The 22,959-nt window shown below is 62.8% G+C and carries 22 protein-coding genes and 1 pseudogene; 11 read left to right on the top strand and 12 right to left on the bottom strand.

Annotated features, from left to right (window positions below; all coding sequences use genetic code 11):
* Positions 1–77 precede the first annotated feature (77 nt).
* Positions 78–908 carry a hormone-sensitive lipase gene (locus tag NKI08_RS00185; RefSeq protein ID WP_352766592.1) on the top strand — a complete coding sequence of 277 codons (831 nt, stop codon included), beginning with the start codon at positions 78–80 and terminating at the stop codon, positions 906–908.
* A gap of 7 nt (positions 909–915) precedes the next feature.
* On the opposite strand, the gene NKI08_RS00180 is transcribed toward NKI08_RS00185, so the two are convergent.
* The 5 genes from NKI08_RS00180 to NKI08_RS00160 are packed head-to-tail and all read right to left on the bottom strand — an operon-like array spanning position 916 to position 6,346.
* Positions 916–2,121, bottom strand: coding sequence for a molybdopterin molybdotransferase MoeA (locus NKI08_RS00180; protein ID WP_352766590.1), 1,206 nt, complete (start codon positions 2,119–2,121; stop codon positions 916–918).
* Entirely contained in the window at positions 2,121–2,627 is a 507-nt protein-coding gene (moaC, locus tag NKI08_RS00175) for a cyclic pyranopterin monophosphate synthase MoaC (RefSeq protein WP_352474267.1), read from the bottom strand. The genes NKI08_RS00180 and moaC overlap by 1 nt, the downstream gene beginning before the upstream one ends.
* A 2-nt stretch (positions 2,628–2,629) precedes the next feature.
* A complete protein-coding gene (gene trpC / locus NKI08_RS00170) occupies positions 2,630–3,442 on the bottom strand; it encodes an indole-3-glycerol phosphate synthase TrpC (RefSeq protein WP_352474266.1) in 813 nt (270 codons plus the stop codon).
* A gap of 4 nt (positions 3,443–3,446) precedes the next feature.
* Positions 3,447–4,457, bottom strand: a complete 1,011-nt coding sequence (gene trpD, locus NKI08_RS00165) for an anthranilate phosphoribosyltransferase (RefSeq protein WP_352616138.1) — start codon at positions 4,455–4,457, stop codon at positions 3,447–3,449.
* Positions 4,454–6,346: a SurA N-terminal domain-containing protein gene (locus NKI08_RS00160; RefSeq protein ID WP_352766588.1), complete on the bottom strand. Its 1,893-nt coding sequence runs from the start codon at positions 6,344–6,346 to the stop codon at positions 4,454–4,456. The genes trpD and NKI08_RS00160 overlap by 4 nt, the downstream gene beginning before the upstream one ends.
* Positions 6,347–6,488: 142 nt before the next feature.
* Between NKI08_RS00160 and tpiA the strand changes: the two genes are divergently transcribed.
* From tpiA to NKI08_RS00135, 5 genes are all read left to right on the top strand, one after another.
* On the top strand, positions 6,489–7,256 hold the full coding sequence (gene tpiA / locus NKI08_RS00155) for a triose-phosphate isomerase (protein WP_352742726.1): 768 nt from the start codon (positions 6,489–6,491) through the stop codon (positions 7,254–7,256).
* A 163-nt stretch (positions 7,257–7,419) separates the two neighbouring features.
* Complete coding sequence (gene secG / locus NKI08_RS00150) at positions 7,420–7,872, top strand: preprotein translocase subunit SecG (protein WP_254817294.1); 453 nt, start codon at positions 7,420–7,422, stop codon at positions 7,870–7,872.
* Between the two features lie 199 nt (positions 7,873–8,071).
* Entirely contained in the window at positions 8,072–9,193 is a 1,122-nt protein-coding gene (locus tag NKI08_RS00145; RefSeq protein ID WP_352766585.1) for a L,D-transpeptidase, read from the top strand.
* A 147-nt stretch (positions 9,194–9,340) separates the two neighbouring features.
* Positions 9,341–10,969, top strand: coding sequence for a CTP synthase (gene pyrG, locus NKI08_RS00140; RefSeq protein ID WP_352448839.1), 1,629 nt, complete (start codon positions 9,341–9,343; stop codon positions 10,967–10,969).
* A gap of 11 nt (positions 10,970–10,980) precedes the next feature.
* The gene (locus tag NKI08_RS00135; RefSeq protein ID WP_352766583.1) at positions 10,981–11,520 is read left to right on the top strand and encodes a DUF1697 domain-containing protein; all 540 of its coding nucleotides are present in this window, start codon (positions 10,981–10,983) and stop codon (positions 11,518–11,520) included.
* A gap of 30 nt (positions 11,521–11,550) precedes the next feature.
* On the opposite strand, the gene NKI08_RS00130 is transcribed toward NKI08_RS00135, so the two are convergent.
* Both NKI08_RS00130 and NKI08_RS00125 read right to left on the bottom strand, forming a co-directional pair.
* Entirely contained in the window at positions 11,551–13,005 is a 1,455-nt protein-coding gene (locus tag NKI08_RS00130) for an NCS1 family nucleobase:cation symporter-1 (protein WP_352766581.1), read from the bottom strand.
* Between the two features lie 192 nt (positions 13,006–13,197).
* The gene (locus NKI08_RS00125) at positions 13,198–13,590 is read right to left on the bottom strand and encodes an MmcQ/YjbR family DNA-binding protein (protein WP_352766579.1); all 393 of its coding nucleotides are present in this window, start codon (positions 13,588–13,590) and stop codon (positions 13,198–13,200) included.
* Here NKI08_RS00125 and NKI08_RS00120 point away from each other — a divergent pair.
* Positions 13,586–13,795, top strand: a pseudogene (locus NKI08_RS00120) (ABC transporter ATP-binding protein); the annotation flags it as partial. The gene NKI08_RS00125 and the pseudogene NKI08_RS00120 overlap by 5 nt on opposite strands.
* A gap of 17 nt (positions 13,796–13,812) precedes the next feature.
* Here the strand turns inward: NKI08_RS00120 and otsB are convergent.
* The 4 genes from otsB to NKI08_RS00100 form a co-directional block, all read right to left on the bottom strand.
* Positions 13,813–14,574 carry a trehalose-phosphatase gene (gene otsB / locus NKI08_RS00115; RefSeq protein WP_031211298.1) on the bottom strand — a complete coding sequence of 254 codons (762 nt, stop codon included), beginning with the start codon at positions 14,572–14,574 and terminating at the stop codon, positions 13,813–13,815.
* Positions 14,571–16,352, bottom strand: coding sequence for an alpha,alpha-trehalose-phosphate synthase (UDP-forming) (locus NKI08_RS00110; RefSeq protein ID WP_023674969.1), 1,782 nt, complete (start codon positions 16,350–16,352; stop codon positions 14,571–14,573). The genes otsB and NKI08_RS00110 overlap by 4 nt, the downstream gene beginning before the upstream one ends.
* Before the next feature lie 179 nt (positions 16,353–16,531).
* Positions 16,532–18,694 carry an amylo-alpha-1,6-glucosidase gene (locus tag NKI08_RS00105; RefSeq protein WP_352540550.1) on the bottom strand — a complete coding sequence of 721 codons (2,163 nt, stop codon included), beginning with the start codon at positions 18,692–18,694 and terminating at the stop codon, positions 16,532–16,534.
* 48 nt (positions 18,695–18,742) lie between these two features.
* Positions 18,743–19,804 carry a glycosyltransferase family 4 protein gene (locus NKI08_RS00100; protein WP_352766576.1) on the bottom strand — a complete coding sequence of 354 codons (1,062 nt, stop codon included), beginning with the start codon at positions 19,802–19,804 and terminating at the stop codon, positions 18,743–18,745.
* Here NKI08_RS00100 and NKI08_RS34660 point away from each other — a divergent pair.
* Positions 19,790–20,362 (top strand): DUF982 domain-containing protein, encoded by a 573-nt coding sequence (locus tag NKI08_RS34660; RefSeq protein ID WP_502893790.1) that lies wholly within the window; start codon positions 19,790–19,792, stop codon positions 20,360–20,362. The genes NKI08_RS00100 and NKI08_RS34660 overlap by 15 nt on opposite strands.
* A gap of 32 nt (positions 20,363–20,394) precedes the next feature.
* Here the strand turns inward: NKI08_RS34660 and NKI08_RS00090 are convergent, their stop codons facing one another.
* Positions 20,395–21,408, bottom strand: coding sequence for a methyltransferase family protein (locus tag NKI08_RS00090; protein WP_352502406.1), 1,014 nt, complete (start codon positions 21,406–21,408; stop codon positions 20,395–20,397).
* Positions 21,409–21,739: 331 nt separating this feature from the next.
* Between NKI08_RS00090 and NKI08_RS00085 the strand changes: the two genes are divergently transcribed.
* Genes NKI08_RS00085 through NKI08_RS00075 form a run of 3 tightly spaced genes read left to right on the top strand, consistent with a single transcriptional unit; the run spans position 21,740 to position 22,730 of the window.
* Positions 21,740–22,177, top strand: a complete 438-nt coding sequence (locus NKI08_RS00085; RefSeq protein WP_352766574.1) for a hypothetical protein — start codon at positions 21,740–21,742, stop codon at positions 22,175–22,177.
* A 6-nt stretch (positions 22,178–22,183) separates the two neighbouring features.
* A complete protein-coding gene (locus tag NKI08_RS00080; protein ID WP_352766572.1) occupies positions 22,184–22,579 on the top strand; it encodes a hypothetical protein in 396 nt (131 codons plus the stop codon).
* Positions 22,563–22,730: a hypothetical protein gene (locus NKI08_RS00075; RefSeq protein WP_352766570.1), complete on the top strand. Its 168-nt coding sequence runs from the start codon at positions 22,563–22,565 to the stop codon at positions 22,728–22,730. Before NKI08_RS00080 ends, NKI08_RS00075 begins: the two co-directional genes overlap by 17 nt.
* Positions 22,731–22,959: the final 229 nt, after the last annotated feature.

The following is a 22,959-nucleotide window of genomic DNA, read 5'->3' as shown; positions in this document are numbered from 1 at the left end:
AACCGTGAGGCTGGCGACGACGCGCCGCGCGATGCTTACGGCTACGTTGCAAGGCCATATGCCAAGGAGGGCGCAGGGTGTTCGAACGTCACATTGCCGATTGGGACAACGCCTATGCCAACGGCGCCAACATAGCCGGCAGCGATCGCTGGCCGGCGGCCTGGATCGAGCCCGCGCGGGTTTTCCGCGACGTGCTTTCGACCGAGGGCAGGGCGCGGCTCGACATGGCCTATGGCGACAACCCACGCAACCGGCTCGATCTTTTCCTGCCGGCCATCAAGCCCAAGGGACTCGTGGTGTTCGTCCATGGCGGCTACTGGATGGAATTCGACAAGAATTTCTGGTCGCATCTTGCCGCTGGCCCTGTTGATCGCGGCTATGCGGTGGCGATGCCGTCCTACACGCTCTGTCCGCAGATACGCATTGGCGGCATCGTCAAGGAAGTCGGCGCGGCGATCGGCAAGGCGGCGGCGATGGTTGCAGGGCCGCTGATGCTGACCGGGCACTCGGCCGGCGGCCATCTTGTTAGCCGGATGGTTACGGCGACGACGCCGCTGGCGACCGAAGTGGTCCGGCGCGTTCGTCATGTGGTGTCGATCTCGGGGGTGCACGATTTGCGCCCGATCATGCGCACCGGCATGAACGAGACGCTGGCGATCGATGAGGTCGAGGCGCAGGCCGAAAGTCCGGTGCTGCTGCGCCCGATGGACAAGGCCCGCCTGACCTGCTGGGCCGGCGGCGGCGAGCGCGCCGAATTCCTGCGTCAGAGCGCGTTGCTGGCCAACATCTGGATCGGCCTGGGTACCGCGACCAGCTCGGTGGTCGAGCCTGACCGGCATCATTTCAACATCATCGACGGTTTGGCCGATCCAGACCATCCGCTGACCCGGACCTTGATTTCGGAGTGAGGCAGGTTCAGCGTAGCATCAGTACGTCGCAGGGGGAGCCCGCCGCCGCGGCAGGCGCGAACGGCGCGCGAACGATCAGCCCGTTGGCATCGGCCAGCATTTTCAGCATCGAGGAGTCCTGGATGCCGAACGGCGTCGCCACGGGCGTACCGGCGTCATCTATGACAACAGCCCGCACATAATCTTGCCTGAGATCATTGGCCGGCATGGCGGCACCGAGCCGTGCCCGACGTATATCCTGCTGAAAGGCGCGGCCGCCGAGCCGCGCCAGCAGCGGCTTCAGGAAGAGCTGAGTGCAGACCAGGCTTGCCACCGGATTGCCGGGCAGGCCGATGCAGCGAATGTCTCCCAGCCGCCCGAACATCAGTGGCTTGCCCGGCCGCATGGCGATCTTCCAGAAATCGAGCGTCATGCCTTGCCCGGTCAGCACCTCATGGACGAAGTCGTGGTCACCGACCGAGGCACCGCCCAGCGTGACGATGACGTTCGCGCCAGCCTTCACGGCCTTTTCAACCAGCGCAGCGATCGCCTCCCTGCGGTCCGGCGCGATGCCAAGGTCGAGCGCGCGCGCACCGACCGACTGTGCGGCAGCGGCGACACCATAGGCGTTGGAGGAGATGATCTGGTCGGGGCCAAGATCGCTGCCCGGCGGCAGTAATTCGTCGCCGATGGCGATGATGGCCACCAGCGGCCGTTTGACCACGCGCACCTCGGGGTGATTGGCCGATGCCGCCAGCGACAAGGCCGCCGGGTCGAGCAGGCGGCCTTTGGGCAGCAGGACATCGCCCTTGGCGAAATCGAGCCCGAGGCGGCGGATGTTGCGCCCCTGCACCGTCCGTTCCGTCACTTCGACGCTGCCGCCACCGAGATCGCGGACGTTCTCCTGGATGACGATAGTGTCGGCGCCTTCGGGAAGCGGCGCGCCGGTAAAGATGCGCACGGCCTGCCGCTGCTGCACCGTTCCGGCAAAGCCGCGTCCGGCCGGCGCCATGCCGACCACCGAAAGCCTTGCCGGTACGGACGCGATATCGGCCGCCCGCACGGCATAGCCGTCCATGGCGGAGGCGTTGAACGGCGGCTGGGTGCGGAGCGCCACAACCGGCTCCGCCAGCACGCGGTCGGCGGCATCCAGCAGTGCGACGCGTTCGCCCGGCAGCGCTGCTGCGCCGTCCAGCAGGCGCTCGAGCGCCTCGGCAACTGGGACCAGCACCATTATCGGCCTGCCTCGGTGGCCCCGTCTCCGGTGATCTTGTAGTCGCCGGATTTGCCGCCGGTCTTTTCAACCAGCCTTATGCCGGAGATGACCATGGCGCGGTCGACCGCCTTGGCCATGTCGTAGATGGTCAGGCAAGCGACCGAGACGGCACTCAGAGCCTCCATCTCAACGCCGGTCTTACCGGTGACGCGGGTCAATGCTGTCACCTTCAGGCCGGGCAGCGCGGCGTCCGCCTCGATATCGACAGATATCCTGGTCAGCAGCAGCGGATGGCAAAGCGGGATCAGTTCATGCGTCTTCTTGGCCGCCATGATGCCGGCAATGCGCGCGGTGCCCAGCACGTCGCCCTTCTTGGCGTCGCCGGCGAGGATCATGTCCAGCGTCTCGGGCCGCATCGCGACAAAGCCTTCTGCGACTGCCGTGCGCACCGTCACAGCCTTGTCGCCGACATCGACCATGTTGGCTTCGCCCTGCGCGCCAAGATGGGTGAGGGTGGCCGCCATCCTCAAACGGCCTCTGCCGGCGCCTTGCCCGTCAACAGCAGGCGCGTTGCCGCGGCCACGTCCTGCTGGCGCATCAGGCTCTCGCCGACCAGGAAAGTCGCAATGCCGCTCTGCTCCAGCCGGCGGCAATCGTCGTGCGAAAAGATACCGCTCTCGCTGACCAGATGGCGGTCGGCCGGCACCATCGCTGCCAGCCGCTCCGAGGTCTGCAGGCTGGTTTCGAAGGTCCGGAGATTGCGGTTGTTGATTCCGATCAGTCGCGACGACAGCTGCAGCGCGCGTTCCATTTCAGCCTCGTCATGCACTTCGACCAGCGCGTCCATGCCGAGCCCGAACGCTGTCGCTTCGAGTTCTCTTGCCAACGCGTCGTCGACGCTGGCCATGATGATCAGGATGGCATCGGCGCCCCATGCCCTGGCCTCGTAGACCTGATAGGGGTCGAACAGGAAATCCTTGCGCAGGGCAGGCAGCTCGACGGCAGCGCGCGCAGTGGTGAGGAATTCGGGCGCGCCTTGGAAGGAGGGTGCGTCGGTCAGCACCGAAAGGCAGGCGGCACCGCCCTTCGCATAGGCCCTGGCCAGCGCCGGCGGATCAAAATCGGCGCGGATCAGGCCTTTGGATGGGCTAGCCTTCTTGATTTCGGCAATCAGCGCGAACCTGCCGGATTTGCGCTTTGCTTCAAGGGCGGAAAGAAAGCCGCGCGGCGCGTCGGCATCCGTCGCCCGTGCCTTGATCTCGGCCAGCGGCACGCGCGCCTTGGCCGCCGTGATCTCGTCGCGCTTGTAAGCCTCGATCTTGCGCAGGATGTCGGACATGGTTTTAACCGTTCGAAATCTCGATCAGCCTGTCGAGCACTTTCAGCGCGCGGCCGCTGTCGATGGCCTGCGCCGCCGTTACCATGCCGTCGGCGAGGGTCGTCGCTTTGCCGGCCACCACCAGCCCGGCGCCGGCATTCATCAGCACCGTATCGCGAAAGGCGCCGGCGGCGCCGCCCAGCATGTCGCGCAGTGCCTGGGCGTTGTGGGCGGCGTCGCCGCCGCGCAACTCGTCCTTGGTGTGCCGCTTCAGTCCGACGGCTTCCGGGGTCAGCGTAAAGCTGCGGATCTCGCCGCCGGCCAGTTCGGCGACAAGTGTCTCGCCGGTGGTGGTGATCTCGTCATAGCCGTCGCCATGGACGATCCAGGCATGGTCGGCACCAAGTTCCTTCAACGTTTCTGCCACCGGCATGATCCATTCGGGCAGGAACACGCCGACCATCTGCCGTCTGACACTCGCCGGATTGGAAAGCGGGCCCAGCAGGTTGAAGATGGTGCGGGTTCCGAGCTCGACCCGGGTCGGGCCGACATGCTTCATCGCCGGGTGATGCGCCGGCGCGAACATGAAGCCAACGCCGGCCTCGTGGATGCAGCGGCCGATCGTCTCCGGAGGGATGTCGATCTTGACGCCCAATGCGATCAGCACATCGGCGGCGCCGGTCAGCGAGGACAGTCCGCGATTGCCGTGCTTGGCGACGGGCACGCCGCTGCCGGCGATGACGAAAGCGGATGCGGTCGAAATGTTGACGCTGTGCGAATTGTCGCCGCCGGTGCCGACAATGTCGATGGCACCCTCGGGAGCTTCGACACGCAGCATCTTGGCGCGCATGGTGGCGACGGCGCCGGCGATCTCGCTGACGGTCTCACCGCGCACGCGCAATGCCATCAGGAAGCCGCCGATCTGGCCGGGGGTAGCATCGCCGGACATGATGATGTCGAAGGCCTCGCGCGCCTCCTCGAAGGAAAGAGCGCTGCCGGCGGCGACCTTGGCGATGTGGATCTTCAGCGCGCTCATCTGGCCAGGGCTTGGGTTACGGCCGCCTGATCGATGCGGACGTCATATTGCGTCTGCAACTGCGCCACCAACTGGTCGAGCAGGTCGTCGGACATGCCGGAGGTGAAGGACTTCTGTGCGTCCTGGGGCACTGAGCTGGCATCGGCCCCGGCAGGCTCGAACACCTCGGCAACCTTGAACAGGATCTGTCCGTCGCCCGTAGGTGAGGGGATCAACCCGGTGCCGCCTTCGCCGACGCCGAACATCGCGGCGGCGCCTTCCTTGCCGAAATCGACGTCGTCCGCATCGCGCTTGACGCCGCGCTTGGTCTGCTTTTCGAGCTTGAGCTCACCGGCGATCACCTCGAGCGTGACGCCAGCCTTGAGACGCTTCTCGAGCTCCTGTGCTTTTGCGGTGAGCCGTTTGGTGGTCTCCGCCGCGGTCCAGTCGGCCACGACCTTCTGGCGGACTTCGTCCAATGTGCGGTCGCGGGCAGGCGTGATCGCGCTCACGTCGTAGAAGACGAAGCCGTTATCGGCGGTGGTGAGGCCTTCATTGTCGGTTCCGGGTTCGGATTCGAACACCGCCTTGATGAGTGCCGGCGATTCCGGCAGGTCTTTGACGATGCTTCCATCCGGCCGTTGGCCGGTGCGGTCGATGGCATCGATGGTGATGACCTTCAGCTTCAATTTGGCGGCTGCCTCGGCGAGCGAACTGCCCGAGGCGCGCGTATCCTCGTAATTGTCGTGCACGTCCAGCAAGATGCGGCTTGCCTCGCCCAGTGCCAGGTCCTTGCGGATCTGCTCGGACACTTCGGCCAGCGGCTTCACCACTTCGGGCTTGATCTCGGTGACGCGCAGCAGAACGGGACCAAAGGCGCCCTGTACGACCGGGCTGACCTCATTGACGTTTAGTTTGAAGGCAGCATCGGCGACCGCCTTGTCGGCGATCTTGTCCTTGGCCAGCGTGCCGAGCAGCGTGTCGGCCGGCGTCTTGCCTTCGGCAGCGACGATCTTGTCGAAGGTCGCGCCGGTCCTGAGCGAATCGAGCGCCGCCTTTGCGGCATCAGGTGTCTTGAACACAAGCTGCTCGATGGTGCGCATCTCCGGCGTGGTGTAGCGCGCCTTGTTCTTATTGTAGTCGTCGCTGACCTGTTGGTCGGTCACCGCGCTCAAATCCATGATGTCTTCCGGTTCGAGCCTGACATAGGAGAACTTACGGTATTCGGGCGCGGCGTAGGTTTTCTTGTTTTCCTCGAAATAGGCCGAAAGCGCGCTGTCGGACGGCGCTTCTATCGGTTCGACCAGCGATTTCGGCAAGGTCAGGTAGTCGATGGTGCGATCTTCGCCGCGATAGAGCGCGACCGCCTTGAAGAAAGTATCCGGGGCCTTGAGGCCGTCCGAAACCGCCTCGACGATCTGCTGGCGGACCGCGACCTGGGCGCGGTTCTTCAAATAGTCTTCCGGCCGCATTCCGATCTGCCGAAGCAGGTACTCGAAGGTTCTCCTGTCGAAGCTTCCGGCAGGCCCTTTGAACGCCGGGTCTTCACGCGTCAGTTCGGCGAGCCGGTCCTTTGACAGGCCGAGTCCGAGCTTGCGGGCCTGCTCGTCGAGGACGGCGCCCGACACGAGTTGCGCCAGCACCTGGTTGTCGATGCCGAGCGCCGTCGCTTGCTCACGGCTGATGCGCTGGCCGAATTGCTGCGACATGACGCTGAGCTGGCGATCGTAGGCGAGGCGGTATTCGTTGATCGAGACCTTGGTGCCTCCGGCCGTGATCACGGCATCATGGCCGGCAAGACCGCCCATCAGGCGGCCCGAGATGCCCCAGACGGCGAAGCTCAACACCAACAATGACAGCAGCAGTTTAGCGACCCAGGTCCCCGCCGCGCTTCTCAACATACCAAGCATGAGTACTTCCGATTTTTGCGCATTTCGCATGCGCCGAGTCTGAAACAAGCGCAATAGCGCCCTTCCTGCCCACTGTCGATTGCTTTGTGGCCTGATTTTGATAGTGAGGGCCAGCTGGAAATTGCCCGGAGAAACAAATCCCATGACGCCTGGAATCCGCCCGCTCGTCGCCGGCAACTGGAAAATGAACGGCACCAGCGCCTCGCTCAACGAGCTCAGGATGATCGGCAACGGCTTCATGAGTGGGCTCGACGCCGAGACCGAAGCGGTGGTCTGCGTGCCGGCGACCTTGCTTGCGCACGCCGCCGAGATTCTGTCGCGCACGCCGGTGCGGGCCGGCGGAGAGGATTGCCACACCGAGGAAAGCGGCGCCTACACCGGCTGCATTTCGGCCGAGATGCTGAAGGATGCAGGTGCCAGCCATGTCATCGTCGGCCATTCCGAATGCCGCGCCGATCGCAAGGAGGACGATGCCTTGGTCCAGGCCAAGGCCTCCGCCGCATGGCGCGCCGGGCTGGTGGCCATCATCTGCATTGGTGAGACAAGAGCCGAACGAGAAGCAGGAGCCACGCTCGACGTGCTGTCGCGCCAGGTCGCTGGCTCGGTCCCGCCAAACGCCACGGTTTCCAACACCGTCATTGCCTATGAGCCAATATGGGCGATTGGGACCGGCTTGACCCCGACCGCCGCCGACGTCGCCGAGGCACATGCGCATATCCGCGAAGAACTGGCACGGAAGCTCGGCAATACGGCGGCCAAGATGCGCATTCTCTACGGCGGCTCGGTCAAGCCGTCCAACGCCGTCGAGTTGCTCGGCGTCAGGAATGTCGATGGCGCGCTGGTCGGCGGCGCCAGCCTAAAGGCGGCGGACTTCCTCGGCATCGCGGAAGCCTATCGAAACATCGCTTGATACAAGGGCTGGTTGCTGCATTTGAGCGGACGGCCGGCGCCGAAATCGTTGCAAAGGACGCATTGCTTCCCATATTCCGGCCACGGGCTTGGAAATGCCGTCAAAGCATTGTATTGAGCCGCCTCCAAATCAGCGGCCGCACAAGGCCTTGCCAGGGTAAATTATGGAAACCGTACTGATCGTCGTCCACCTCATGGTCGTGCTCGCGCTTGTCGGCGTGGTGCTGCTGCAGCGCTCCGAAGGCGGCGGCCTCGGCATCGGCGGCGGATCGGGCTTCATGACCGCGCGTGGCGCCGCCAATGCGCTGACGCGGGCGACGGCGATCCTGGCTGCCGCTTTCTTCGTCACTTCGCTGACACTGTCGATCGTTGCGCGCTATGGCGAGAAGCCGATCGACATTCTCGATCGCGTGCCGGCGACCTCGGACGGAGCAGGCAAGGGCGTACTCAACCAATTGCCTGGAACCACGACGCCGACGCCGCCGTCGGGCACCACGGCGCCGACCCCGCCGTCCGGCAATGGCGCGGCAACGACGCCGCCGGCAACCGCTCCGGCGACGCCGCCAGCGACAAACGGCGCCACCGCGCCGGCCACACCGCAGGTCCCCAACCAGTAATAGGGCAACTTATGCCGCGATCTGTTGTCGTTTGAACACAGTCGCGGCAAATGCCGCACGATCACGAAGATTCGACTGCGCCTCACGCTTGAGGCGCTTCCGGCTAATCGATTATACGTTGCACGCGGCATTCTCGGCGTCCTTGGGGGGCGCCGGGCGACGCCGTGGGCAACAAGCATTGAACGATCGGATCTTCCCCATGCAGCTTCGCAGCTTCATTTTTGCCGGCCTTTGTGCCGTGCTCAGCCTAGGTGCGCCCGCTTACGCGGCCATGCCGACGGCAAACTCGGCCCACAAAGCCGCAACAACAACCGACGTCGTCAAGGTCGCTGCCAAAAGCGATGCAGCGCAATTGAAGCTTCTCAAGAAGAAGAAAGATCCGACGCCGGACGACCTTGCGCAGATCCGCAAGATCGAAGCCAAGATCGCAGCCGACAAGGAAGCCGCTCGCGCCAAGGCACTCGAAGCCAGGAAGCTGGCGATGCGCGAGGCGGCGAAAGCCAAAGCCGATGCGGAACGGCAGGCGTTCCTTGCCAAGAAGAGCCAGCCGCTCGCAACGGCCAAGGTGGCTGACGCCACGCCGGCCAAGAAGAAGACCGTCAACATCATCGAACCGATTACGCCCACTGCGCCGATCCAGTCGGCCGAGCCGATCCCGGCCGAGGCCATGAACGTTGCGCTGACCGGCAACAATGGCGAGTTGCGCAGCGAACCGGTGGGGCAGAAGCCGCAGAGCGTCGGGCTGTTCGCGGGACTGTTCGGCGGCACATCCTCTTCGTCGATGTCGCTGCTTCCGGAAACACGCGCGCTCGACGCCGCGCTCGAAAGGAAGCAGGCCAAGCGGCAGTTCAAGGTCAAGGCGGAATTCGTGCCGCAGGAGGTCGAATTCACCGGCTACAACCCCGGCACCATCGTCATCGATACCAGCGCCCGTCGTCTCTACCTCGTCGAATCATCGTCAACCGCCCGCCGTTATGCCATCGCGGTCGGCCGGGAAGGCCTGCAGTTCAAGGGTACGGTTGCCGTCGGCGACAAGCAGGAATGGCCGCGCTGGATTCCGACGCTGGATATGCAAAAGCGCGAACCCAAGCACTATGGCCAGTACAAGGACGGCATGCCCGGCGGCGGCGACAATCCGCTCGGTGCGCGCGCCATCTATCTTTACGACGGCAAGAAAGATACCCACCTGCGCATTCACGGCACCATCGCGCCGCAGTCGATCGGAACCAGCGCCTCCAATGGCTGCTTCCGCATGATCAACGAACACGTCATGGACCTTTACCGCCGGGTGAAAGTAGGCACCAAAGTCGTCATCATCTGACGCTTTGACAGATCGTGCCAAAAGGGCCGGCCTCGCCGGCCCTTTTGTTTTGATACGCCAACGACCAGAGCGCCTTCTTGGGAAAAAGCCTTCGCGGCGGTTTTTTCTCTGGCGGAATCAATTCGGCCGCGTTAAGCGATGACTCCCATGGCGCGATATGTATTCATCACAGGCGGCGTGGTTTCCTCACTTGGAAAAGGCATTGCTGCAGCGGCCCTTGGGGCTCTCTTGCAGGCGCGGGGCTATCGCGCACGCATCAAAAAGCTCGATCCCTATCTCAATGTCGATCCCGGCACGATGTCGCCCTATCAGCACGGCGAAGTCTTCGTGACCGATGACGGGGCCGAGACCGATCTCGATCTTGGCCATTATGAGCGCTTCACCGGCCGCTCGGCCAACCAGCAAGACAACATCACCACCGGCCGGATCTATAAGAACATCATCGAGCGCGAGCGGCGCGGCGACTATCTCGGCGCTACCGTGCAGGTCATTCCGCACGTCACCGACGAGATCAAGAATTTCGTCCTCAACGGCAATGACGACTACGATTTCGTGCTGTGCGAGATCGGCGGCACCGTCGGCGACATCGAAGCGATGCCGTTCCTGGAGGCGATCCGCCAGCTCGGCAACGACCTGCCGCGCAACAACGCCGTCTACGTCCACCTGACCTTGATGCCTTACATTCCGACGGCAGGCGAACTGAAGACCAAGCCGACGCAGCATTCGGTCAAGGAGTTGCGCGGCATCGGCATTGCACCCGACATACTGCTGGTCCGCGCCGACCGGCCGATCCCCAAGGAAGAGCGCAGAAAGCTGTCGCTGTTCTGCAATGTCCGCGAAAGCGCCGTCATCCAGGCGCTCGACGTCCCGCATATCTACGACGTGCCGATGGCCTATCACAATGAAGGGCTGGATTCGGAAGTGCTGGCGGCCTTCGGCATCGATCCGGCGCCGAAGCCGCGCATGGAACGGTGGCAAGCGGTGTCCAACCGCATCCACAATCCGGAAGGCGAAGTGACCATTGCCGTCGTCGGCAAATATACCGGCCTCAAGGACGCCTACAAATCGCTGATCGAGGCGCTGTCGCATGGCGGCCTCGCCAACCGGGTCAAGGTCAAGCTCGACTGGATCGAAAGCGAGATATTCGAGAAGGAAGACCCGGCGCCGTGGCTGGAGAAGGTCCATGGCATTCTCGTCCCCGGCGGTTTTGGCGAGCGCGGCTCGGAGGGCAAGATCCTGGCGGCGAAGTTCGCGCGCGAGCGCAAGGTGCCGTATTTCGGCATCTGCTTCGGCATGCAGATGGCCTGCATCGAGGCGGCGCGTTCGCTGGCCGGCGTCGAGCACGCATCATCGACCGAGTTTGGTCCAACCGAGGAGCCGGTTGTCGGCTTGATGACCGAATGGCTGAAGGGCAACATGCTGGAAAAGCGCAGGGAAACCGGCGACCTTGGTGGTACCATGCGGCTCGGTGCCTACCAGGCCGACCTCGCCAAGGGATCGAAGATCGCCGAGATCTATGGCGATACTCAGATTTCCGAACGCCATCGCCACCGCTACGAGGTCAATGTCGACTACAAGGAGCGGCTCGAGGATTGCGGCCTGGTGTTTGCCGGCATGTCGCCGGACGGCGTGCTACCGGAAACGGTCGAATATCCCGACCACCCCTGGTTCATCGGCGTGCAGTACCATCCCGAGTTGAAAAGCCGGCCGCTCGATCCGCACCCGCTGTTTGCCAGCTTCATCGAGGCGGCGGTAGAGCAGTCGCGGCTGGTCTAGACTAGCCGCCCATGCAAACTTACGTCGCGCTGCTCTACAGCATTGTCCTGGGCGAGGGGCGGCGGGTCGTCATGTCCGATCTGAAGGCGATGGCCGAAGGCCTGGGTCTGAATAAGCCGCGCACGCTGGTGGCGACCGGCAATCTGGTCTTCGAGGCGCAAGAAACAGAACTTGCGGCGTTGGAGCAGCGGCTGGAGGCGGCGTTCGCAAAGACTTTCGGCCGCCACGTCGACATCATCGTGCGCTGCGCCGACGGCTGGCTAAGGCTGGCGGCCGGCAATCCGTTCCCAGCCGAATCGGCCGAGGCCGCGGACCAGGTGGCGGTGCGCGTGATGCGGGCGCCCGTTCCCGCCGAGACCGCCGCGGCGCTTGAGGCATATGCCGGCAAGAACGAGAAGCTGCGGATTGTCGGCGGCGACATCTGGATCGTCTTTTCCCGCGAGATGCCGAGTTCGCGGCTGCTTGCGGCGGTCAGTCACAAACGTCTCGGCATCGGCACCTCGCGCAACTGGAATACAGTGCGCCGCCTGGCCGAGATGGTCGCAGAATGAACGGGGCGGCTTGCGCCACCCCGACTCCGTTCAGGCCTTGGCTATCCTGGCTCCGGCACCGAGTGCCATGGTGCGCAGCACGTAATAGATGACGCCGGCAATTGCCACGCCGAAGAACCAGCCATAGACGCCCCACCATGACGGCAGCAGGCTGGTGAAGTTGGGCAGGATCGAGGAGAAGACCGCGCCGATACCGGCGGCAATGAAGGCATTGACATGCCAGCCGCCCTGAAAGCGGAATTCGCCATTCTCCCTGTAGAGCGCCTCGACGTCGACCTCGCCCTTCCGGATCAGGTAATAGTCGACCATCATCACGCCGAAGATCGGCCCCATCGTCGCGCCAATGATGTTGACGAAGGAGGCGGCACTGCCTTCCCAGGGCGCGAATGGATAGAGCACCAGCGCGATCAGCGCCGCGATATAGCCGCCCTTCTTGAAGTCGATCTGGCGTGGAAAGACATTGGAGAAGTCGAAGGCCGGCGACACGAAGTTCGCCACCACATTGATGCCGAGCGTCGCCACCGCAAAGGTCAGGGCTGCGAGCGCCGCCAGGAACCAGCTGTCGAATTTCGCCGAAATCTGGTCGGGATGCAGCAGCACCTCGCCATAGACGTCGAAGGCGGCGATCGTGGTGACGCCGGCGACCAGCGAGAACAGGATAAGATTGACCGGCAGGCCCCAGATGTTGCCCTTGCGCAGCGATGCCTTGTCCGGGGCGTAGCGCGCGAAATCGCAGAAGTTGAGATAGAGCGCGGAGAAATAGGTCACCCAGATCGCGGCCACCGCAAACAGCGAGGTCCAGGAGCCCGGCGTGCCCGGCACGCCCGCGTCCTTTGTCTTTTCCAGCAGCACATCCATCGGGATGTCGCTGGTGAAAGCGAAAGTGCCTGCCTTGATGCAAAGATAGATCGCCAGGATCAGCATCATCACCCACACCGCCGGTCCGGCCCAATCCTGGAAGCGGCGCACCGTTTCCATGCCTCTCTGGATGATCAGGAGCTGCAGCGCCCAGATGACGGCGAAGCAGATCACCTCGAGCCCGGAGTGGCCGAGGAAATGGGTGCTCTGGTTGAAGTCGGCGAACCATTGCGAGCGGATCAGCAGGGCTACGATCGCCCCGGAGGCCGCCGCCGTCTGCGCGCCGTACCAGAAGCAGGCGACGATGGCGCGCACCAGCGCCGGTATGTTGGCGCCCCAGATGCCGAAGGAGGCACGCGCCAGGACAGGGTAGGGCACCCCGGTCTTCACGCCGGCATAGCCGACCATGTTCATTAACGCATAGATGATCAGCGAGCCGATACCGATGGCGATGAAGTTGACGAAGCCGCCGCAGAACAGGAACAGGCTGGCAGCGAGATAGTAGCCCCACAGGCTGTGGACGTCCGACGTCCAGACGTTGAAGATCGAGAACGGTCCCCAGTTTCGAACCTTCGCCGGTGCGAGATCCTCATTGTACAGGTCCGGTGATGCGTCTTGTATGGTCATTGCTATGTCCTCCCCTTGTTACCGCACGCGCCTCCACGCATGGCACGCAGGTTAAGCCTGACGCAGGGGAACCGGCAAGCAGACGATTTGCCGGCGTGGGCTTAAAGTCATTCAATGAGAAACGCGCTTATCGGCGTGGCGTCGTTGAGCTTCTAGCGCCGACGATTCGGGGGGTGACACCGATCGCTCGACCTAAGCTCCCGAGTCCACCTTGTACGTGATCAGGACGGCAAGCTTTTTGGGCGCTTGTGCGCGATAACTCTCATCGAGCCATGACTTCAGTTGTCCGATCGGTGGCAGTTCGTCCGGTGCTGGTTCGAATGTCACCCATCCGCTCTTGCCAAGGCCGTACTCCGTCGGCGACGCATAGTGGAGCTTTCTCGCCTCGTCGCCGCTGTAGGGGAGTTTGAGGGAGATGCTGAACGGTTCGCCTTCAAGGCTCAAATAAGCAAAGGTCTTGCCTTTCACCGCGAGATCGTCGTGACCAGGCCACGGACTCTTTGTCTCGGCGCCTGGATAGGTGAGGCCGAAGGCGCGTAGTTCCTTGAGAACGGCATCGGTCGAAGCGCGCGATTTCCTACTCATCAACTCTCCTCCATCGCTGTCGGTGGCTATCCTGGCAGACGAGCCGACGGGGAGCCTCGACAGCAAGAGCTCGGAGCAGGTGTTCACAATCCTGCAGAATCTGGTGCGCGAACGCGGCAAGACGGTCGTGGCAGTCACGCATGACCTCGACATGGCCGCACGCATGGATCGCCGCATTCACATGGTGGACGGGAAGATCAGCTGAACCGGGCCACGGCGCGATCAGGCCACCGCCGACGTCTCGAAACTGGCCTCGAGCCAGGCTATTGCGCCCGTCACGTCGTCGAGGACATAGGTTGCGGCCGTCGGTCCGTTCGGCTTCACGCGGATGGAGATGCCGCCAATTTCATTGATCGCCTCGAAACCGTGTTCGTCCGATGTATCGTCTCCGAGGAATATCGGCCGCCGGCCAACAAAGGGCGGAATGTCCATGAAACGCCGGATGGCAGCACCTTTGACGGCTTCCAAAGGCATGAGCTCGACGCCGGCGTTTCCCGGAAGCACCCGATAACCCTTCGGAAGCCGGGCCAATGCCTGTTCGACGAGCTGGATTGCGGGTGCAAGCAGTTGCGGTGCTGCTCTTGTATGAACGGCAAGGACCGGCCCCTTGCGCTCGACATAGACCTTGCCGCTGCCCAGTTCGGCCTCGATCTCGTCCGCAAGGGCGGCGATGTCGGCCGGCGCGTCGGCGGCATCGATCGGACCGCTCGGCGTCAGCCGATGCTCCAGCCCATACAGTCCGGCAATCCGCAGCTTCAGCGGGTGGAACAGCTTGTCCACGGCGGGAATCGATCGGCCGGTGATGAAGGCGACCGCACCATCCAGCCGCCGCTCGATGCGTTCGAGCAGATTGCGCAATTCCTCGCCGACGAACACCGCGTCGGGATGGGCAGCGTGTTCCAGCAGGGTTCCGTCGATGTCGAGAAAGAGCGCCCATTGCCCTTCCGACAGGTTCAACGCCGGTGGTTGTTCAAAGCTTTTCACGACGCTGCCTTCCGAGCCCGCTCGAACATCGAGATGACGTTGTTGGTGTTCGATGGCGGGCGCTCGCCGGTTCCGGTCACCCTGTCGAGATCGCCGCGTTTGCGCAGGCGCGCGGCGTCCAGCAGCATGCTGCCGGCCCAGCGGTAGACATTGTTGTCGCGGACCATCTCGCGCATCGGCCGCAAACGTTCGCGCTGCTCTTCCGGCGTCATCGTCAGCGCCTGCAACAGCGCCTCGCTCATCATGGCCGCATCGTAGGGGTTGACGATCAGTGCTTCCAGCAATTCGCGCGAGGCACCGGCGAAGGTGCTGAGCAAAAGCACGCCCTGTTCGTCGTCGCGCGCTGCGACGAATTCCTTGGCGACAAGGTTCATGCCGTCATGCAGACTGGTGACCATACAGATGTCGGCGGCACGATAGACCTCGTAGACCTGCTCCTGCCGATGATGTTCGGCGACCATCAGGATAGGGCTGTATGTCTCGCTGCCATAGCGCCGGTTGAGCTCCTCGGCACAGCGGCGGCATTCGTCGTGGAGTTGCTGGTAGGCGGGCAATGTCCCCCGGCTCGGCGCGGCGATCTGCAGGAAAACCACCTTGCCTATCCATTCGGGATATCTCGTGAACAATTCGTCCAAGGCATGGAAGCGATCGAGAATGCCTTTCGTGTAGTCGAGGCGCTCGACGCCAACGCATAGTTTGGTATCCGCAGACAGGCCGAATCTGTCGCGCACGCTGGCGCGGCACTCCTCCACAGACGGCAGTTTTGCCAGCAATTGGGCCGGCCATTCTATGGAAATGGGATAGGCGTGGACCAATGTGGTCTGCCCACCATAGGAGATTGCCGCGTCTGCCCGTTCGATCCGGCTCTCCAGAAAGCGGTCGACACTTTCGGTGAAGTTGTTGGCATGGAATTGGGTATGAAAGCCGATGATCGAACTGCCGAGCAGTCCTTCCAGGATCCGCTCACGCCACGGACAGATGCTGAATACTTCCGAATTAGGCCACGGGATATGCCAGAAGGTGATGACTATCGCGTCCGGCAGGCGCTGGCGGATCATGCGCGGCAGCAGCGCGAAATGATAGTCCTGCACCAGCACGATCGGCCGTTCGTTGCGGGCTTCGGCAACCACCGTATCGGCGAATTTGCGGTTGACGGCCTCGTAGGCGTCCCAGTCCGAGGCGCGAAACACGGGGCGGGTGAAGGCGATATGGCAAAGCGGCCATAGGCCCTCATTAGCGAAGCCCAGATAATAGCCCTGATATTCCTCCTCCGTCAGCCAGACCCTGCGCAGCGTGTAGGACGGATTGCCCGGCGGCACCTGCACCCGGTCGTCCTTGTCGACGGTGAGGCGGTCTGCCGTGCCGCCGCCATAGGCGATCCAGGTGCCGGCACAGGCGCGGGTGATGGGCTCGAGTGCCGAAACCAGCCCGCTGGCCGGCACCAAAAGTTGGACCCCGTCATCCTTGATGTTGTGGATGTAGGGTTCGCGGTTGGACACCACGATGACCTGTGCGTCCGGCAGGTCGTCGGCCAGGATCTTGCGCAAAGTGTCGGGCGACCACGTGACCAGTGCCGCATCGGCCGACTGGCCGTTCTTTTCGAACTCGCGCAGCACCTTGCGTGCCGCTTCCGACGCGACATCCTCGCTCGGCGTGTATGCGGCGGCCGTTGCGCGACCGCGGCGCTGGCGGGATATCGACAGGAGAATGGCAAAAGCGGAAAAGCCAAAACTTGCAATCAGCAAAACCCAGAGCAGGTTTACAGTATAATCTGACATGGAATGTGATCTCGCCTCCGGCCGGCCGATAGCCGTTTTTTTTATTTGTTTTCTGGTTCGCCGCCGTATGACAACGACAGCGTCCCCACCCCGCCCATTTTTGCAACGCACAAAGAGGCTATCGGTTCCGGACGATTGCAACGCGCGCGTCATTTTCGATGCGCCGCAGCGCGGCGGCATCAAGTGCGCACGATGAGCGGCACCATCCCCTCATACCGGTCGGCAAGAAAGGCGACGACCCGGTCGCCGACACGCTGGAATGTGAGGTCGACCACTGTCGAGCCGACACCCAGATGCCGCAATGTCAGCGTGTCGATGCCGATCGGCAGCCTTGGGCGGGTGACCCGGATTTCGCTGTTCCAGCCGTCGATTTCGAGCCCAAGGCAGGCCTGCATCAGCATGAAGGCCGATCCCGCTGACCAGGCTTGCGGCAGGCACGCGACGGGATAGGCGATGGGCGCTTCGCCCGGCGACCGGGTAAAGCCGCAGAACAGTTCCGGCAGCCGCATGTTGAAATGGACAGCCGATTCGAACGTGCCGCTCATCAGCCGGACCACGCTGTCGCGCACGCCATAACGTGCCAGGCCTGCACCGCACATGGCGGTGTCGTGCGGCCAGATCGAACCATTGTGGTAGGACATCGGATTGAAGAATATCGCATCGTCGGCCAGCGTCCTCACGCCCCAACCAGAGTGGAACGACGCGGAGAGCAGCTGATCGGCGACCATCTGCGCCCGTTCCGGCTCGGGCAGCCCGACAAAGAGAAGATGGCCGGCATTCGACGTCCGTACCTTGCAGAGCTCGCCTGCACCGTCGATCGCCAGTGCATAGAAATTGAGATCGTCCATCCAGAAATGGCGTTCCACCGCGGCGCGCATGGTTTCGGCGCGTTCCTCCCAATGATCGGCCTTGTCGTCCTCGCCGCGGCGGCGGGCGAGCGCCGCCAGCCCACGGAACGCGGCAAAGACGTAGCCTTGCACCTCGACCAGGGCGATCGGCCCCTTGGGCATGCGGCCATCGGCATGGAAGACGGAATCGAAACTGTCCTTCCAGCCCTGGTTGGCAAGGCCGGTCTCGGCGCCGCGCTGGTAGGTAACGAAGCCGGTCGCGCGGCTTGTCTCCTCCGTCCATTCGGCCGCTGCACAGAGCGATGGCCACAGGCTGTCGACGAACGCCATGTCGCCGGTACGATCCGCATAGGCGCAAGCGAGATGAATATAGAGCGGCGTGGTATCGACGCCGCCGTAATAGCGGCCGAACGGGAGCTCCCGCAGTGCCGCCATCTCGCCCTTGCGGGTCTCGTGCATGATCTTGCCGGGCTGCGAATCGCTGAACGGCGACGTTTCGGTCGCCTGATGCTGGGCGAGAAAGGCGAGTACGCCGCGCGCCAGCCCAGGATTCAACCACAGCATCTGCAATGCGGAAATCACCCCGTCACGGCCAAATGCCGTCGAGAACCAGGGTATGCCGGCATAGGGGTAAGGTCCGGTTGCAAGCTCGGTGGTCAGCAGCGCCACGTCCGCGCGCGCGCGTTCGATCCAGTCGTTGAAGACGCGGCCAGAACTGTGCACCGTCGCGCCGTGGCGGCGTTTGGCGCGCATGCCGAAGCGAGCGCGGGCGGCTGCAGCCCGAAAACGGTCGCGGTCGGGTGTCTCCGCCACTTCCGGGCCGACCTCGATATAGAGGACCTCGCTGCTGCGCTTCGTCACCGCAACCAGGAAATCCGCGCGGCTGGCGGTCAAATTGTCCGGCGCCTGCGAGAACGAGATCGCCGACAGGCGCACGAGTTGGTCCAGCCCGTCATATCGAAGCACCACGGATGTCGGACTGGTCTCGGCTGCGTGGGCTATTCCGCGCTTGAGCCGGGTCGAACCGCGCACCTCGAACATGTCGCGGAAATCTGCTGCGAAATGCAAGGAAACCCGAATGGCCGACGATTCCTGGCTGTAGTTGGAAAGGGTGATGCGCTCGAACAGCCGGTCCTGCCAAAGCAGCCTGACGCGTTCTATGTGGATCGCGCCCTGCGGAATGTCGCGACCACCGACACTCTGGATCGGCAGATTGGTCAGGTTCGAGGTGAAAAGCACATTGTCCTGGCTGAGCGAGGCGCCGAGCAACGACATTTGCCGGCCACCGACCGTCAGCCGGAATTCCGAAAGCACACGCGTGTCGTCTCGGAAAAAGCCATCGCCGGCGCCGCGGATGTCGCCATAGGCGTCGGCCACCGCGAAGCAGTCGGCTTGCTTGAGGGCGAACAGCCGGTGCGGCTCCCGGGGCGCAACCTCGTCGAGGGAGGCAAGGGCTACGGCGGGATCAAGCTTACGCTCGTCGAGTTGATTCATACGTCACAAGCTCTGTCGTTTCGTTTCCAACGTCCACAATGACGCCGATCAGGACGCTCTCGCTTCACCGGGAGTACCGATCAGGCGCGCATAGGCAGCCACATAGTCGTGGGCCATTCTCGTGGCAGAAAAACGGTTTTCGAACACGGCTCTCACCTGTTGCCTGTCGAGGCGCAGCAATTCCGGTATCGAGGCGACCGCAGCATCGACCGTATCGACAAGGAAACCGGTCACGCCGTGGTCGATGATCTCCGGCAGGGCACCGCATTTCCAGGCGATCACCGGCGTGCCACAGGCCATAGCCTCTATCGCGGCAAGACCGAACGGCTCCGGCCAATCGATCGGAAACAGCAGGCCGGCCGCCTTGCCGAGGAATTCCGCTTTTCTGTCCTCTTCGATCTCGCCGATATAGTCGACACGGTCGCCGTCGATCAGCGGCTCGACCGTGTCGTGGAAAAAAGGGCGGTCGTCGTCGCCGATCTTTGCCGCAAGCTTCAGTTTCAGCCCGGAGCGCAAGGCGATCTCAATGGCACGGTCCGGGCGCTTGTCGCGCGACAGCCGGCCCAGAAAGGCCAGATACGGCTCGTCCACCTCCGTCTCGAAAGTCGGCTCATACGTATTGATCGGTAGCCCGTGATGGATGGTCGCCAGCCAATTTGCCCTGGGTAGCCCGGTTCTCTGGCTACACGAAATCGAGATCATCGGAAAGCGCGGAAAATGTTCGTAGGCCGGGGCCAGGTCGACATAGTCGAGCCTGCCATGCGGTGTCGTCACCGTCCGGTCGGGCATGTGTTCGAAGAAAGGAAAATGCAGGAAGTGGCTGAGATGGAAATGGATGATGTCGAACTGTTGCGCACGGCTCCTCACCTCGGCGAGCATCGAGAGATGCGCCGCGGTTTCGGATTTGTGCGGGCGCGGATCGAGACGGAGCGCGCGCTCGCGACACGCCACCAATTTCGCCGACGTCTTGGTATCGCCGCTGGCGAACAGGGTCACGTCATGGCCAAGCTCGACCAATCCTTCGGTCAGATAGGAGACGATGCGCTCCGTCCCTCCATAGAACCGGGGTGGCACGGATTCATGGAGCGGCGCCACATGGGCTATTCTCATGTTTTGGCATTTCCCTCAAAAAGACTGCTCGTGGCATCGAAATGCATCAGCCGCGCTAACGTTCCCGTACAATGGCAAGATGCCACCCAATTGGGGCAAGATGTCACCCAATTGGAGCTGCCGGGCGCGTCGACCGTTGCTCGTCTCGTCCAGCAAACATTTTTCAGGCCAAGCCATGTTTTGCCGGGAACCAAAGTCGGGTTCGCGAGTTTAGTGGGGTTCGATCGCACGCATCCGGTCGACGGGGAGGAAATGATGGACCGCTTGCAATTCTTTTCGCCCGTGCGGATTTTGCGCGGACAGGGACAGCCCGTGGAGGAGATCGACAGCGTTGCCGAAGCGATGGCATTCTTGCGAAAATGGCCGGCCGGGCGGCGCGGGCCGGTTTACCAGTGCGCCGTGAATTGCTGCGCTGCGGCCATGGCCGGCCGGATGTCGGCCGAGGAAGCGAGAAAGGCTTTTGCCGGCTTCGCCCGGATCACCCGCCTGCTCGAGGGCGATCGGCCGTTGCCGATGAGCGGCGAGGATCGGCATCGCGATCACGCCTTGAGGCGATAGGCCAGCTGCCGCAGATGTCCGAGCAAGGGCATTCAGCCTGAGCGCCTGATCGGCGACCGACTCGCTTTCGCGAACAGTCGTTTGAGCTGAGCAACGGCGCCGTTTTCGCTGATGTAATCGCGATAGGCGACGTAATCGGGGTCGCGTGACAGATGGCATTCCTCGGTGATGGCGCGGAGTGCGTAGATGGCATTGAGCGCGAGCAGGATGGCGGAGTGCCGCAGCGCTTCAGCGGGTCCTGCGGCGGTGAGGAAAGGTAGGGAGACCAGCCACCAGGAGAGGTTTTTCGAAACATAGGCCGGATGCTTGATCCAGCGATACGGTCCGCAGGTGATGATTCCGCGATTGGTGAGATTGGAAAATCTCAGGCCAAAGCTCACGGTGGACCAGACAAAAATCAAGATGCAGAAGAGGATCGCCGACCCCCAGAAAACCTGGAGCGCCGGTGAGGGCATCACCGCCGTCCAGTTGGCGCCCGTTTCGTAGTTCAGGTAGGCACGGGTGGCGGCGTTGATGGGTTCATAACAGGCAAGACAAACCAGCCAGCCGAATACGGTGGGCTCGACGGTGCGGATATGATTGTCGAGGACGCGCAGCGTGAAGACGTAGCCGACGACCGCGACAAGAACATCCACCATGAACAGGAGATCGATTGCAAAAGCGTGCCAGCGCATGATGTCGAATCGATACGGTTGTTCCAGCCCGGCAAGGATCGAACCCAGTGTGGAGCACAGATAGACGAACATCAGCGGCAGGAAGAAGCCTTTGACGATCCAGCCCCGCACGTGCTGGCGTATCTGCTCGGTCCTTTGCGGCACGGCGCCGCTGAGGACGAATGCACCGATTTCGGCATATGAATCTTCCGGATCGGTCTGCCGGCGGTCGACATAGGCAACATAAAACGGCGCGGCGACGAGCAGCGCCGGCAAGGTGTCGTAAAGCGCCGCCCAGTAGGGGGCGTAAAACCCGCGCCGGTATTCCGGCACTATCCAGTAGACTGCGGCAATGGTCGTGAGCGTGACGATGAAGCCGATGAGCTTGCGCACGACGCGCTCGACTTCAAGCGCTCGCATCGGCTTCGCCTGAAATCCCGTCGAACGCCTCCGGAACGTCTGGAAATAGGCCGTGTCGACCGCGATCATCGCTGCCGCGGTAGCTGCAATGACAGTCATGGCCTGCAAATGCACAGGCCAGCTTCTGTTGACGAGCACTCCGACGGCCAGCGCATAACCAAACAGTCCTGCAAGGCCGGTTAGGGGCGCGGTCGCGGATTTCGGTTGGAGCGTCAAGCTGCTACTCCCGTTGTCATGAGGGTTGATCGTCGTCGGCGGCCGCCACGGGTCACGTAGTGTGCCCACCCGCCGCCGCTGGTGCCACTTGAGCAGCCGCTACACTCCACCGCTGCCGTTGGATCCGCTGCTGCTTGTCCCGTCGTTGCCGCCGCTGGATCCGCTGCTACTGCTCGATCCGCTTGAGCCGCCGCTGCTTGTTCCGTCATTGCCGCCGCTTGAACTGCTGGTGCCACTCGAACCGCTGCTGCCGCTGGAGCCGCTGCTACCGCTCGAACCGCTGCTGCCGCTTGAACTGCTGGTGCCACTCGAACCGCTGCTACCGCTCGAACCGCTGGTGCCGCTGGAACCGCTGGTGCCGCTCGATCCGCTGCTGCCGCTCGAACCGCTGCTGCCGCTCGAACTGCTGGTGCCGCTCGAACCACTGCTGCTGCTTGAGCCGCCGATGGGCCTGTTGTTGAGGTTGTGTGGGGAGCGATGGTTGTTGGCGCCCTCGTTTACATTTTCGCAGGTGCACTTGCGCTGATATTTGGTGCCGAAGGCACTGCCTTCATTGCTCGCCTTCTGGCAGACCGACCCATGGCAAATCAAAGTCGCTTCGGTTGTCACGGGGGTAAGGCCCGTGATGACTAGTGCGGTTGTCGTGGCCGCCATGGCCATGATCGAGAACCGGAGTAAATTCCGAGAATTTTGCATAGATACCTCGCTTTCTGACGCCTCGCTTCTCGGGCTCGCGCCCAAGCTTCCTGATTGTCGAGTGGGTATTTGCAACAAGGCCGCATACGGATCGCTTACGCCTCAGCGGTCGGGCTCAGGGGCGGCGAAAAAAGTTGAACAAAGCGCAGACAATGCTGCCGCATTGCGGTATTTCGACCAGAAAAAAGGAAGATGCACTTTGGGGGAAACGGAAAATGTCGAAACGGCTTAGACTGGTGCTGGGAACGGCCGGCGCAATTGCCGTCGCCATTGTCTGGGGGATCATCGCCACGTTAATGGGTGTGCCATCGATTCTGATCACTGTAGGAGCGGTCGCGATCGGCGCGGGCATCTACAACTATGTCGATCGAAGCCGAGGCTGATCCGGTTATCAGGCTACGGGCATAACGCAAAAATCCCACCGTCGCAGACTGTCTGCGGCAATGCTCAGTGTACGAAAATTACCAACGACAGCGGTCTGTGGAACGAGTGGCCTGCCGAAGCTATTGTGGTGTCGGTCCGAGACACCCCCGCCTCGGGTCATTGGCTCACCCAGCCGAGTGGTCCGCTGCTACCCAATGGCAGCGGACCTTCATCCGGAGGACAGACCCG

This window comes from Mesorhizobium sp. M0768 (genome assembly GCF_040320195.1).
Classification (GTDB): Bacteria; Pseudomonadota; Alphaproteobacteria; order Rhizobiales; family Rhizobiaceae; genus Mesorhizobium.
The sequence above is the reverse complement of the archived record's forward strand: the minus strand, read 5'-3'. Positions and strand labels throughout refer to the sequence as shown.

Coding starts and splice junctions, on each gene's coding strand:
- secG (WP_254817294.1), top strand. CDS start 7,420: ATGGAAACCGTACTGATCGTCGTCCACCTCATGGTCGTGCTCGCGCTT.
- trpD (WP_352616138.1), bottom strand. CDS start 4,457: ATGAGCGCGCTGAAGATCCACATCGCCAAGGTCGCCGCCGGCAGCGCT.
- tpiA (WP_352742726.1), top strand. CDS start 6,489: ATGACGCCTGGAATCCGCCCGCTCGTCGCCGGCAACTGGAAAATGAAC.
- moaC (WP_352474267.1), bottom strand. CDS start 2,627: ATGGCGGCCACCCTCACCCATCTTGGCGCGCAGGGCGAAGCCAACATG.
- NKI08_RS34660 (WP_502893790.1), top strand. CDS start 19,790: ATGGGCTATTCTCATGTTTTGGCATTTCCCTCAAAAAGACTGCTCGTG.
- NKI08_RS00145 (WP_352766585.1), top strand. CDS start 8,072: ATGCAGCTTCGCAGCTTCATTTTTGCCGGCCTTTGTGCCGTGCTCAGC.
- NKI08_RS00075 (WP_352766570.1), top strand. CDS start 22,563: ATGTCGAAACGGCTTAGACTGGTGCTGGGAACGGCCGGCGCAATTGCC.
- pyrG (WP_352448839.1), top strand. CDS start 9,341: ATGGCGCGATATGTATTCATCACAGGCGGCGTGGTTTCCTCACTTGGA.
- NKI08_RS00130 (WP_352766581.1), bottom strand. CDS start 13,005: ATGACCATACAAGACGCATCACCGGACCTGTACAATGAGGATCTCGCA.
- NKI08_RS00110 (WP_023674969.1), bottom strand. CDS start 16,352: ATGTCAGATTATACTGTAAACCTGCTCTGGGTTTTGCTGATTGCAAGT.
- NKI08_RS00180 (WP_352766590.1), bottom strand. CDS start 2,121: ATGGTGCTGGTCCCAGTTGCCGAGGCGCTCGAGCGCCTGCTGGACGGC.
- NKI08_RS00125 (WP_352766579.1), bottom strand. CDS start 13,590: ATGAGTAGGAAATCGCGCGCTTCGACCGATGCCGTTCTCAAGGAACTA.
- NKI08_RS00100 (WP_352766576.1), bottom strand. CDS start 19,804: ATGAGAATAGCCCATGTGGCGCCGCTCCATGAATCCGTGCCACCCCGG.
- trpC (WP_352474266.1), bottom strand. CDS start 3,442: ATGTCCGACATCCTGCGCAAGATCGAGGCTTACAAGCGCGACGAGATC.
- NKI08_RS00105 (WP_352540550.1), bottom strand. CDS start 18,694: ATGAATCAACTCGACGAGCGTAAGCTTGATCCCGCCGTAGCCCTTGCC.
- NKI08_RS00135 (WP_352766583.1), top strand. CDS start 10,981: ATGCAAACTTACGTCGCGCTGCTCTACAGCATTGTCCTGGGCGAGGGG.
- NKI08_RS00160 (WP_352766588.1), bottom strand. CDS start 6,346: ATGCTTGGTATGTTGAGAAGCGCGGCGGGGACCTGGGTCGCTAAACTG.